This is a genomic window from Candidatus Nitrospira salsa, assembly GCF_965152625.1.
The window spans coordinates 1,453,833-1,466,331 of record NZ_CBCUCO010000002.1 but is presented as its reverse complement, the minus strand read 5'-3'; the positions used below and the strand labels follow the sequence as shown (position 1 = coordinate 1,466,331).

Annotated in this window: 12 protein-coding genes; 11 read left to right on the top strand and 1 reads right to left on the bottom strand. The window is 47.5% G+C overall.

The features are described from left to right. The first annotated feature begins 106 nt into the window (after nucleotides 1–106). From ACWQXP_RS08525 to ACWQXP_RS08505, 5 genes are all read left to right on the top strand, one after another. A complete protein-coding gene (locus tag ACWQXP_RS08525) occupies nucleotides 107–493 on the top strand; it encodes a hypothetical protein (protein WP_454062398.1) in 387 nt (128 codons plus the stop codon). An 847-nt stretch (nucleotides 494–1,340) separates the two neighbouring features. Beyond that, nucleotides 1,341–2,648 (top strand): NfeD family protein, encoded by a 1,308-nt coding sequence (locus ACWQXP_RS08520; RefSeq protein WP_454062397.1) that lies wholly within the window; start codon nucleotides 1,341–1,343, stop codon nucleotides 2,646–2,648. Next, nucleotides 2,648–3,616 carry a flotillin-like protein FloA gene (gene floA / locus ACWQXP_RS08515; protein WP_454062396.1) on the top strand — a complete coding sequence of 323 codons (969 nt, stop codon included), beginning with the start codon at nucleotides 2,648–2,650 and terminating at the stop codon, nucleotides 3,614–3,616. The genes ACWQXP_RS08520 and floA overlap by 1 nt, the downstream gene beginning before the upstream one ends. Nucleotides 3,617–3,634: 18 nt before the next feature. Then, nucleotides 3,635–4,006 carry a hypothetical protein gene (locus tag ACWQXP_RS08510; protein ID WP_454062395.1) on the top strand — a complete coding sequence of 124 codons (372 nt, stop codon included), beginning with the start codon at nucleotides 3,635–3,637 and terminating at the stop codon, nucleotides 4,004–4,006. Between the two features lie 224 nt (nucleotides 4,007–4,230). Next, nucleotides 4,231–4,572 carry a cupin domain-containing protein gene (locus tag ACWQXP_RS08505; protein ID WP_454062394.1) on the top strand — a complete coding sequence of 114 codons (342 nt, stop codon included), beginning with the start codon at nucleotides 4,231–4,233 and terminating at the stop codon, nucleotides 4,570–4,572. A 184-nt stretch (nucleotides 4,573–4,756) separates the two neighbouring features. Here the strand turns inward: ACWQXP_RS08505 and ACWQXP_RS08500 are convergent, their stop codons facing one another. Beyond that, nucleotides 4,757–5,152 (bottom strand): hypothetical protein, encoded by a 396-nt coding sequence (locus ACWQXP_RS08500; protein WP_454062393.1) that lies wholly within the window; start codon nucleotides 5,150–5,152, stop codon nucleotides 4,757–4,759. A gap of 452 nt (nucleotides 5,153–5,604) precedes the next feature. Here ACWQXP_RS08500 and ACWQXP_RS08495 point away from each other — a divergent pair, with 452 nt between their 5' ends. From ACWQXP_RS08495 to nuoF, 6 genes are all read left to right on the top strand, one after another. After that, a complete protein-coding gene (locus ACWQXP_RS08495; RefSeq protein WP_454062392.1) occupies nucleotides 5,605–7,506 on the top strand; it encodes a transketolase in 1,902 nt (633 codons plus the stop codon). 256 nt (nucleotides 7,507–7,762) lie between these two features. Beyond that, the gene (locus tag ACWQXP_RS08490) at nucleotides 7,763–8,161 is read left to right on the top strand and encodes an NADH-quinone oxidoreductase subunit A (protein WP_454062391.1); all 399 of its coding nucleotides are present in this window, start codon (nucleotides 7,763–7,765) and stop codon (nucleotides 8,159–8,161) included. Between the two features lies 1 nt (nucleotide 8,162). Continuing rightward, complete coding sequence (locus ACWQXP_RS08485; RefSeq protein WP_454062390.1) at nucleotides 8,163–8,834, top strand: NuoB/complex I 20 kDa subunit family protein; 672 nt, start codon at nucleotides 8,163–8,165, stop codon at nucleotides 8,832–8,834. 3 nt (nucleotides 8,835–8,837) lie between these two features. Next, nucleotides 8,838–10,595 carry an NADH-quinone oxidoreductase subunit C/D gene (gene nuoC, locus ACWQXP_RS08480; protein ID WP_454062389.1) on the top strand — a complete coding sequence of 586 codons (1,758 nt, stop codon included), beginning with the start codon at nucleotides 8,838–8,840 and terminating at the stop codon, nucleotides 10,593–10,595. A gap of 76 nt (nucleotides 10,596–10,671) precedes the next feature. Beyond that, nucleotides 10,672–11,136, top strand: coding sequence for an NADH-quinone oxidoreductase subunit NuoE (nuoE, locus tag ACWQXP_RS08475; protein WP_454062388.1), 465 nt, complete (start codon nucleotides 10,672–10,674; stop codon nucleotides 11,134–11,136). A 74-nt stretch (nucleotides 11,137–11,210) separates the two neighbouring features. Continuing rightward, the gene (nuoF, locus tag ACWQXP_RS08470) at nucleotides 11,211–12,491 is read left to right on the top strand and encodes an NADH-quinone oxidoreductase subunit NuoF (protein WP_454062387.1); all 1,281 of its coding nucleotides are present in this window, start codon (nucleotides 11,211–11,213) and stop codon (nucleotides 12,489–12,491) included. Nucleotides 12,492–12,499: the final 8 nt, after the last annotated feature.

The window sequence follows — 12,499 nt, the reverse complement described above, 5'->3', positions numbered from 1 at the left end:
GTGCTAAAAACTTTGTATAACTGTAAAGGTCGATTGTTTTAGACTTGTTTAGCTGAAAAGTCGAAGATGGTGTGCATTGTAATAAGAACAAGGAATGGAGGAACTTATGGCAAATACGAACGCATCTTTTTCATCACTATCTCGAGTGGATCAACTCAAACAGCAATTAGATAAACTGGAAAAGTTAAGTCACACTCCGGTCGATCCTCAGCAACTTGAAAAATTTGATGACGAGACGGAAGAGGTCATTAAGCGAGTAGATGGAAGGACGAAGAAATTGAGTGGATATAAATTCGCGACAATGGCCGAGGGCGAAGCCCTTCTCAATATGCCAGAATCGGCTCAAGAACCAACTTCTCGCGACCTCGTCCAGAAATCTATCCAGCAACGCCGCCAGCTCTTACTAGGGTTAATCAGTGAAATGGATACGATGGAGAAGAAAGAGGCCGAAGTGCTAACAGGAGAAGATTCCGAAGATCCTCCTCTGGTCTGACCTAGAGGGAGTGTTGCCTAATCACACATTCAGGTCGTCGAAGGCTCATGTGTGTTTTCCTTGCGGCTGGATCGTTAAGCGTTGTATTAAGATCTCTATGGGGCTATCGTGGGAAATAAGCCGTACATACGTAGCGCTTCATGTGCCGTGTAGTCCTTCGAGCTAAGATGTCACAAAAGAGATCGATCAATGAAACGGATTGTGTGTCTCACTTCCTAACTACGCTAAATGATCTTGGGAAATGTCAAAATGAGTATCTTCAACTCTTTGTCTCTGTGCGAGAATGCGACGCTTTGATTCATCGTTGACAAGAAAGCTCAGACGCTAGCCCTCCACCTTTTGTGTGGGGGGCAACTGAATTATGATAGGTGTGAAGAATATGACCAACTCTGGGTTTGATTATTCATCATGATGGACATGTGTGATGAGTTGTTCTGTTTTAAGAGAATTCTTCTTGTGTTCTCCTAACCTCTAACGTTCTAATTGTGATCCCTCCTGCACGTTCTTGAATACGTCGAGAATGTCCAACCTCTCCGAGTTGATGGTGTCTGGTTTCGAATCAAAGCCTGGCTCATTAGCATTGTGCTAGTATTGACCGTGAGCTCATCCACGGTCGGCTTATGAGCTTTTCTTATTAATAAAAAGTTGGATAGAGTGACCAGATTGTAAGGTCTTAAATTGTAAGGTCTTAATAGGATCCAGATCAGCAGTCATGGCCGGACTTGATCAACCCATGTGAAGGAACCCGCCTCACGTGTACGTCCCTGCCCTCTATAAAATTTCTTTTCTGCTTATCTTGCTATCTGGAATGTGTTGGGGCCTTTTCATCAATGATCCACCTCTGTCAATGGCTCAGTCCCCGTCGATTGTCTATGTGGTTCCCGTCAAGGGAGTTATTGATATGGGCTTGGCTCCGTTCGTGGAACGAGTGCTTCAAGAAGCGACCGACGCAAAAAGTCAGGCTCTCATTCTGGACATTAATACATTTGGTGGACGTGTTGATGCCGCAGTGATCATTCGAGATGCACTGTTAACGTCAAAAATTCCAACTGTGGCGTTTATTAATAAGCGAGCGATTTCTGCCGGTGCCCTGATCAGTTTGGCCACGGAACGTATCATTATGGCTGAAGGAGCTACGATTGGAGCAGCCACTCCTGTGCAAATGGGACTTCCTGGAACGTCCGCCAATACGGCGTCCGAAAAAACAATTTCCTACATTAGAAAGGAGTTTCGAGGAACGGCAGAAAGCAGAAAACGTCCCCCTCTCCTGGCGGAAGCAATGGTCGATGCAGATGTCGTCATTCCTGATGTTATTGCCAGAGGAAAATTGCTGACTCTGACCACAAAAGAAGCCTTGAATCTGACTATCGCTGATCTGCAAGCCAATAGTCTTGAGTCAGTGCTACAGTCTCTTAATTTATCTGATGCAGAAATTCGACATGCGACACAGACTTGGGCTGAAAGTCTTGTCAGATTTCTGACGCATCCACTTGTGAGCTCGTTGCTCATGACGATGGGAATGCTTGGCCTCTTTATCGAAATGAGGGCCCCAGGGTTCGGCATTCCAGGCGTCCTGGGGCTCATGAGTCTGATATTATTTTTTGGAGGGCATGGGCTGGTTCATCTTGCTGGTTGGGAAGAACTGTTATTCGTTGGACTCGGTCTTATTGGTATCGGCCTAGAAATTTTTGTGGTCCCAGGTTTCGGAGTCGCAGGGATTTTGGGAATTGTCTCGCTCCTTGCTGGATTTGCCTTGAGTCTCATCGGAGCGGGGGCATCCTGGGAAGCCATCGTCACCTCGATCGGACAAGTCGCACTTTCAATTATTCTGGCGATCGTGCTTGGTCTTCTCCTCTTACGTTTTCTTCCTCATCTTCCATTAGGAAATAATCTTGTGCTTAAAACGGCCTTGTTGCCGAAAGAGGAATATGATTCGAACGAAGGGGACTATCAACCCAGGGTTGGGACGAAAGGGATTGTCGCATCGGCACTTCGTCCTTCTGGTATCGCTCATTTTGATGGCGAACGGCTCGATGTGGTTTCTGAAGGAGAATTTATCGAAGCAGGGCAATCGGTCACGATCGTGCAAGTAGATGGGAACCGGATTGTGGTAAGACAAATCGCACTGGGCGAGAAGGAGAGGGGGAAGTCGTAATGGAATTGGAAACGCAAATAGTCGGCACCGTCGGTCTTCTTCTTATTGTTTTTACGATTTTAGCTGGCATTCTCTATTTAATTCCCATTCCCTTGTGGATTGCTGCTTGGGCTTCAAACGCATACGTTGGTTTGCTAACACTCATTGGTATGCGATTTCGTCGCGTTCCACCTGCCACCGTTGTGACTGCTCGAATTAGTGCGGTGAAGGCCGGCTTAACAATTCCCATCAACGATCTCGAAGCTCACTTTTTGGCGGGAGGTGATGTTGTGAGGGTGGTCAATGCCATGATCTCTGCAGATAAAGCCAATATTCCGATGCCATTTAAACGGGCTGCCGCCATTGATTTAGCTGGTCGAGACGTGCTTGAAGCTGTACAAATGTCGGTACTCCCGAAAGTGATTGAAACCCCGCGGATAACCGCCGTTGCCAAAGATGGCATTCAGCTGATCGTGAATTCACGTGTCACAGTGAGAGCCAACATTGATCGCCTGGTTGGTGGGGCCGGAGAGGAGACCGTGATAGCCCGAGTAGGCGAAGGCATGGTGAGTACCATTGGCTCGTCAGCAACCCACAAAGATGTGCTGGAAAATCCAGATGAAATTTCAAAACATATTTTAGAAAAAGGGTTGGATGCCGGTACGGCCTTTGAAATTTTGTCTATTGATATTGCTGATGTCGATGTGGGGGAGAATATTGGTGCCAAACTTCAAATCGATCAAGCTAACGCCGACAAGCAAATTGCACAAGCCAAAGCCGAAGAACGTCGTGCGATGGCTGTTGCTCTTGAACAGGAAATGCGTGCACGAGTGATTGAAGCGGAGGCAGAAGTTCCCAAAGCGATGGCCGAAGCATTTCGTCATGGAAATTTAGGCATTATGGATTATTATCGCATGAAGAATGTTCAAGCAGACACGACCATGAGAGAGTCCATAGCCGATTCTGAAGATACACCAAACAAACCTTAGCTATAGGATGTGAAAAAGATGGCAATTGAGCCTTTTGTGTATTTTGTTCTGTTTCTTCTTGTTGGCATGGCTATGATGTTTGCTCGATGGTTAAAAGCCGAGATAGAGAAAAAGAACAGAGAATTTGATGGAGAGCGTCGAATTGATTGGGAGCAGGGTGACCTAAACAATGTAAACCAATTTGATAAAAATGAATCGGTCATCGTTCCCAGTGAAGGGTCATCTCAAAATTTTCTTGCCGCCGAATCATCCTCTCAATCTCTGGTGGTCCCCAAAAAGTGGCGTCGGCATATACGGGCGTCATCCACGTTAGGTCAAGGAATTGTACTTATGACTATCCTGGGTCCCTGTCGAGCCTTAGATGAAAAAGACAATTCTCCGCTATTTTAATGTTCTGCCGTAACAACGGACTCTGGTTTCATCGACTAACCATCTGGGTGCTTCTTCCCAGGGTTTTGACTAGTTATCTGTTATCTCATCCTCAGATACTCTTGATGGTATGATGATGTGCCTAAGAAAAAATTTATGAAAAAATGTTTCATGCATTCACGCTTTCTACAAAACATTACGCCTATATATTCAATGAGTCACGAGAACGTTGGAGGAACATAACGATGGTAGATTCGACAATCAAAAAAGTGTGTGCCGATCATGCTCCTAAAGGAAAGATGGGGCAAAAATACCTTGTAACAGGCAAAAACCTTTCCATGCGTTTATGGGAACATGAGGCCTCAGGTGAGTCAAAACCACCCACGGCCCGTCAATATGAGACTGTCGGATATGTCATTAAAGGTCGTGCAGAACTTCAGATTGAAGGGCAAATGATGATATTGGATCCTGGTGATTCATGGCTTATTCCTAAAGGTGCAAGTCACAGTTTCACTATTCTTGAAGATTTCACCGCCATTGAGGCCACTTATCCTCCTGCTCATATTCATAGTCGGGATGAACAATAAAACATTCTTGCAGGATAGGTCTTCTTTTTGGAAGCTCATGAACGAGTAGAGGACTGACTTCTCTGTAAATTTTCCAGATCAACCGATTACGGAGCAGGCTCGCTCGATACTTCTGAGGGTGACATAGTTTGTCGATGGGGCATGTTATTCTCGCGAAGTCGTCATTCTTGCGCTGACAATCCAACTACAAACTAGGCTTTGGATTTGCGGGTTTCGTTTGCTGATCAGGAACAGCAGCTCGACGGAATGCAAAAGTCGTGATGACATTATTCATGGCCTTGATATGCAGCCTGAGGTGTTCATTATCTTCGGATTGTTCAAGCGTGATCTGAGTCGCGCCATTGACGCTATGGAGAAGATGTCCGGGAGGGACAGAATCTTGTCGTACGATGATAGATATACACGTGATCCCATTGTCTAATTGAAGAGTCAAGCCTTCAAATGGCAACTCGTTTTCCCAACCCAGCACCCCAGAATCCGCACCCATGTTTGTCATTCTCACGAGCCAACTCTGGTGAGCATGAGTGAAATCATCAAAAAACTCACTCCAGTCGTCCTTCTTGATGTCAGTTGAAAACATCGTTATTTCTCATCCATGGACTCACCCTAAAAAATCCTGAATTGTTTTATCTCTATTTATCGATCATATCGATGGACTTGATTGGTCAAGCTTCCTGAAAGTCATACTCTACCTCCTATTATCCCAGAAAGTAACTGCGGAAAACCCTTGAACTGAGGAACTGGGAAACGAGGGTAAGGATCTTCAATATGTCCATGTTATCTCAAAGATCGATTCAATTAAGACAAACCATTAATTGTCTTATGATCGATCATCGACTCCCAGTCCTTTGTTACTGGTTTTGGGGAATGAGTCATGTAATGAACGAGTGTATGACTCATGAGACATGAAGTGATCATTAAGATCATGCACTGCACGACCTAGGGTTTTGCCTAGTGTATCAAACTTTTTTCTACACTTATCATGGGAAACAGTCCACGGCTTATGTCGGATCTACCAAAGGAGCAATAATTATGAGCATCTTCATCGGTGATAACGTTGAAGCGGTTTCGGAGACTCTTATTCGAGGACTACGCCACAAAGCTACACAACTTCGAATTCATAGTGTTCAAGCGACATCCAACGCTGGAAGCGGACATCCCACAAGTTGCTGTTCGGCGGCGGATATCGTGGCGACATTATTTTTTCATGTCCTGCACCATGATGTGAAGGATCCAAAGAACGTCGCCAATGATCGATTTATTCTTTCTAAAGGACATGCCGCGCCGCTTCTCTATGCTGCTTGGGCTGAAGCTGGATTTCTGGATCCAGAAGACTTGCGCCAACTCCGACAAATTGATTCTGATCTCGAAGGTCATCCGACGCCACGATTACCATTTGTTCAAGTTCCGACTGGCTCGCTTGGCCAAGGGCTCTCTGCTGGGGTCGGCATGGCGTTAAATGCAAAATATCTTGATCACCTCTCAGCTCGAACCTACGTGCTCCTTGGTGACGGCGAATGTACCGAAGGATCCGTCTGGGAGGCCGCTGAAATCGCCAGCCATTACCAGCTGGATAATTTGTGTGCCATTGTTGATATCAATCGACTTGGACAATCTGGTCCAACAATTCATGAACATCATATGGAGGCATATCACGACAGATGGGCAGCATGTGGGTGGCACCCCATGGTCATTGACGGCCACGATCTGCACGAGCTTGTCAATGCTTTCCAAGAAGCCGCGACTATCGAAAATCAACCTAGCGTGATTTTAGCGAAAACTCGTAAGGGGGCCGGTATTTCTTTTTTAGAGGACCAACCGGGACGACATGGCAAAGCATTAAATGACGATGAAACCGAGAAGGCTCTTCAAGAACTTCGAAGCCAATTGGAGACTAACGTTCCTGAGATGTGCGTCGAAATGCACAGCCCCTCGTCAGCACCACCACGCCCTACGAATCATGCATTACCATTTCCGGAATACGAGCAAACTGACGCCGTGGCCACACGCGAGGCCTTTGGAGCGGCATTACAAGAACTAGGGAAACATAATTCTTCTGTGGTGGCTCTCGACGGGGACGTGAAGAATTCCACTCATGTGAAGAAGTTTGCCGAATCACATCCTAAACGATTTTTTGAACAGTTTATTGCCGAGCAAAACATGGTCGGGGTTGCTATGGGTCTGGCTTCGAGTGGGAAGGTCCCATTTGCATCAACCTTTGCCTGCTTCTTAACGCGAGCCTATGATTTTATCCGCATGGCCGCCATTGGTCATTCAAACATTAAACTCATGGGCTCCCATGCTGGGATCAGCATTGGAGAAGACGGTCCTTCCCAAATGGGCCTAGAAGATATTGCGATGATGGCGGCTCAGCCCAACATGACGGTGCTATACCCATCCGATGCGGTGTGTACTCATTGGGCTGTCGGAGCCGCTGCAGAACATGACGGTCCTGTGTATATTCGTACCACACGACCTAAAACGCCAATTCTCTATCACAATCAGGAATCGTTTCGTATTGGAGGCTCAAAAGTCCTACGTGAAAACGAAGCAGACGTGGTGACCCTCGTCACCGCCGGCATTACGCTCTTCGAAGCGCTTGCCGCGTATGACGAACTTCGTCAGCAAGGCATTTTCGTGCGTGTCATTGATTTGTATAGCATTAAGCCCATTGATCAGGAAGCCTTACTCGAACACGGTCGAATCACCGAGGGAAGAATGCTGACCATTGAAGATCATTATGAGCATGGTGGCCTGGGAGATGCCGTGTTGAAGGCCGTATCGAAAGAGCGCATCCGAGTCCATGGACTTGCGGTGCGTGCCATTCCTCGAAGTGGCAAATCTGAGGTACTCTTGGATCGTTTTGGAATTAATGCGCAAGCCATTATCGAAAAAGTTCACGACATGATTGGAGCAACATCTGAGACACCATAGCGTCTGATGTCTGTTGTCGAACCAATTACATCGACAGCATCGAGACGCATGCTTGGTATCTGAACCGGCTTCACAGATTGCCAAGCCGGTTCATTATGAACGAGACAGGTCTTCCTGTATGGTTTTGTCTGCCTGACAAGCCCTTCACTTTTATACGTCTGATGTAGAACTAGGGTTGTTTCCAGTAGGCATGGGTTGTTTCTCATGCTAATGGTGGAATTCTACCTCGGTGAGAAAGGAATGGAGTCATGATGACATGCCCCTAAATGATCTTTGGCCGCTTGGTCTCTATGCCGGAACGGTAGTGATTATTGTGGGGGGTATGCTTGGGCTTTCGTACATTCTGGGAGAACATCATCGCGAACGCGCAACACAGGAACCCTACGAATCAGGTATTTCTCCAACGGGGACCGGTCATTTGCGGGTTCCCGTCCAATTTTATTTGCTGGCGATGCTGTTCGTCATTTTTGATCTCGAAGCCGTCTTTATCTACGCGTGGGCTGTCGCCGTCCGAGAAGTTGGGTGGATTGGGTTTTGGGAAATGACGGTGTTTATCACGATTCTTTTCATCGCGCTGTTCTATCTTTGGCGAATAGGTGCGCTCGATTGGGGACGTTCACAACAATATCTTTCAAGACAGTCAACGGGAGACTAACATGTATTGGCAGTTACGTGATGCTCGATCTGTACCCCAGGTGGCTGAACAAGGAGATGGATCATTCGATGAAGCCGTGAAACGCTCCGTGTTCCTGGCACGTCTTCAAGATCTTCTTGCATGGGGGAGAAAAAATTCGCTCTGGCCCATGAATTTCGGACTATCTTGTTGTTACATCGAGATGGCGACGAGTCTCACCAGTCGATACGATATCGCACGCTTTGGGTCTGAGGTCGTCCGTGGGAGCCCACGAGAAGCTGATGTTCTGGTCATTGCGGGTACGGTATTTATGAAAATGGCTCCGATCATTCAACGCTTGTACGAGCAAATGATGGAACCCCGATGGGTCATATCGATGGGCTCCTGTGCAAATTCAGGAGGTATGTACGATGTGTATTCCGTCGTCCAGGGAGTGGATAAATTTTTGCCTGTGGATGTGTATCTGCCAGGATGTCCGCCGCCACCACACACATTTATGGAAGGATTGCTGGTCCTTCAAGAGGCTGTCGGCTCAGAAAGACGGCCATTGAGTTGGACCATTGGGTCACAAGACGTTCACAAGCCCATCATGCCGATTCGCCGGGACCTCAAGCGAAGTGAACGTCAACAAATCGATCGTCTACGTTCAATGAATTCTACCGTTGAAGGGGATCGGTGTTCTGAACCCCGTTAAGCCATGATGAGGTCTATACAGACACCAGACATCATCGAAGAACTGCAACGTCAGTTTGAGCCTACGGAATTGTGGTGGCAACCGACAATCGATGAAGTCCCGACGGTGTGGGTGCCTCCACATCAGATTCGTTCAATACTTCAATTTTTACAATATGAGGTGAGTAAGCCTTATGCCATGCTGTATGACCTGACGGCCATCGATGAACGAGTCCGAACCCATCGTGTCGATCAACAACCGAGCGATTTTACCGTGGTGTATCATGTCCTTTCCTTTGACCGCAATCAAGACCTTCGCCTAAAGGTGGCCTTGCTCGGAGACGCTCCCTCACTTCCCTCCATCATTGATATCTGGCCATCTGCCAATTGGTACGAACGTGAAATCTGGGATTTATTTGGTATCTATTTTGTCAACCATCCGCACATGCGACGAATCTTACTTCCTTCGACGTGGACTGGACACCCGTTACGAAAAGACCATCCTGCACGAGCCACGGAGATGGGCGAATTTCGCCTTCCGGTGGAAAAACAACAAGATGAAGAGCGTGCCCTGCAATTTAATCCCGAAGATTGGGGCATGACGCAGGTTCGAAAAAATTCAGATTTCATGTTTTTGAATCTCGGTCCTGCCCACACAGGTACCCACGGCATTCTTCGTCTGGTTCTTCAACTTGATGGCGAAGAAATTGTGGATATCGTCCCCGACATTGGGTTTCATCATCGTGGTGCTGAAAAGATGGCTGAACGACAAACATGGCATACCTACATTCCATACACCGATCGCATTGATTATCTTGGCGGGGTCATGAATGAATTGCCCTATGTGTTAGCCGTGGAAAAACTTGCAGGCATCGAGGTTCCGGATCGCGTGAAAGTGATTCGGGTCATGATGGCTGAATTGTTTCGAATTGCAAGTCATTTGGTGTGGTATGGCACATTTGCTCAGGATGTCGGACAGATATCACCAGTCTTTTACATGTTTACGGATCGAGAACACATTTTTCAGATTGTCGAAGTGATCACCGGCGGCCGCATGCATCCAGGATGGTTTCGCATTGGTGGTGTCGCGCAGGATTTACCCGAAGGGTGGGAAACTTTAATCAAGAACTTTCTGAAGTATCTCCCACCACGGTTAGATGAATACGATGATCTCGTGCTGCACAACCCTCTGTTTAAGGCTCGAACTCAAGGTATCGGCCATTACACTCAAGAACAGGCTATTGCATGGGGAATCACCGGACCAGGACTCCGTGCGACAGGTTGTGAATGGGATTTCCGGAAGGCCAGACCCTACTCAGGATATGAATATTTCGATTTTGAGATACCGGTGGCCGCACGCGGCGACTGCTATGACCGTGGAATTGTTCGTGTCGAAGAGATGCGTCAAAGTCTTCGTATTATTCAACAATGCCTTGAGGGAATGCCCGCGGGCCCGTACAAAGCCGATCATCCGCTCACTACGCCTCCCTTGAAAGAACGGACGATGGTCGACATCGAAACATTGATTGCACATTTTCTGAGTGTGAGTTGGGGGCCAGTCATCCCGCCTGGCGAGGTGAGTGTCGGTATTGAAGCCACCAAAGGTCTCAATAGCTATTATCTCATTAGCGATGGTGAAGCCTGGGCCTATCGTGCACGAATTCGGACTCCCTCATTTCCACACCTTCAGATGGTCCCATGTATGTCTCGTGGGTTCTTATTGTCCGATCTGGTGGCTATTCTCGGAAGTGTGGACTATGTGCTTGCGGATGTGGACCGATGACAACATCTTCAGTTTGAAATGGGTTCTTCGTTTATCGATGTCATACGAATGTTAGAAGAGTAAAGAGAGAAACAGAATGTTAACTGAGGCAGAGCGACACCAGATTGCACGAGAAAGTCGACAGTATCCACACAAACGTGCTGCATGTCTTCAGGCTTTGAAAATCGTTCAAGAACGAGAAGGATGGGTCTCTGATGAGGACTTAGAAGCGGTCGCGGGTTGTTTAGACATGACTCCGGCGGAATTGGATGCTGTTGCGACCTTCTACAATCTTATTTTTCGGAAACCCGTCGGACGTCATGTCATTCTTCTCTGCGATAGCATTAGCTGTTGGGTCATGGGATGCACCCAACTTCAGACACATTTCAAAAGTCACCAACAACTTGAATTAGGGAAAACCAGTGCGAATGGACGCTTCACCCTCTTACCCATCGTGTGTTTGGGTGCATGTGACCGAGCTCCAGCCATGATGGTTGATCATGAGATCTATGGGAACCTCACGCTAGAAAACATCGATGAGATTTTGGAGCAATTCGAATGAAAGTTTCGGAGATAGTATCTAGGCAAATCCTCTCAACCATCTGTACACCATGAAGTTCAAGACTGAGAACAATCATGCAAGCACGTCCACTGACACAGCATATCGACCTCAACCGTAACCCGTTGTCATTGACTGAATATACGAGGAAAGGTGGATACGAGTCGGTACACAAGACGATCCAGGAGATGACACCGCACGATGTGCAGCAACTCGTGACGGACTCCAATCTTCGTGGGCGGGGAGGGGCGGGGTTTCCCACTGGGAAAAAATGGGGATTCGTGCCCATGGGGAATGACGCACCTTCTCCCAAATATCTTGTTGCCAATGCCGATGAAATGGAACCCGGAAGCTTTAAAGATCGACTCCTGCTGGAAGGTCATCCACATCTCGTCATCGAAGGGATGATAGTGAGTGCGTATGCGATCCAAGCTCAGGTGGGATACATTTTTCTTCGATGGGCTTATCATCTTGCCGCTACCCGGTTACAACAGGCCATAGACGAAGCGAAAGAACAGGGATACCTCGGCCAGAACATTCTGAATTCCGATTTCAGCTTCGAGGTGCATGTTCACACAAGCGCTGGACGTTATATTTGTGGAGAAGAAACCGCCCTACTCAACGCGTTGGAAGGAAAACCGGTCATTCCTCGAGATAAACCGCCTTATCCTCAGGCCTGTGGGCTGTGGGGAAAACCGACTATTGTTCAGAATGTCGAAACGCTGTCGAACGTGCCTCATATTATCACTCGTGGCGCAGAGGAGTATCAAAGACTAGGATTCGCCAACGATGGAGGCACCAAACTCTATGGAGTAAGTGGAAAGGTTCGTCGGCCGGGAGTGTGGGAACTTCCAATTGGCACGCCGCTTCGAGAAATACTCGAAGAACATGCAGGCGGGATGCAGGACGGTTTTCGCTTTCGTGGAGTGTTGCCAGGCGGGGCGTCGACGGCCTTTTTAGTTGAACAACACTTGGACCTTGAGATGGATTTTGAGTCGGTACCCCAAGCCGGTAGCCGGTTGGGTACGGGAACGATGATTATCCTAGACGACCGAACTTGTCCAGTCGCATTTATCCACAATCTCGAACATTTCTTTGCTCAAGAATCATGCGGGTGGTGCACTCCTTGTCGAGAAGGACTTCCGTGGACTGAACGGTTGCTCTCGGATCTTGAGCTGGGAAGAGGAACCGTTGCTGATCTTGAAACCCTTCATCAACATACACGCTTCTTAGGCCCAGGCCATACGTTTTGTGCTCATGCTCCTGGAGCCATGGAACCATTAAAAAGTGGACTCAAATATTTCAAAGAGGACTTTGACCAACACATCCGCGAACAACACTGTCCCTATGTCACGTGATGGAACGC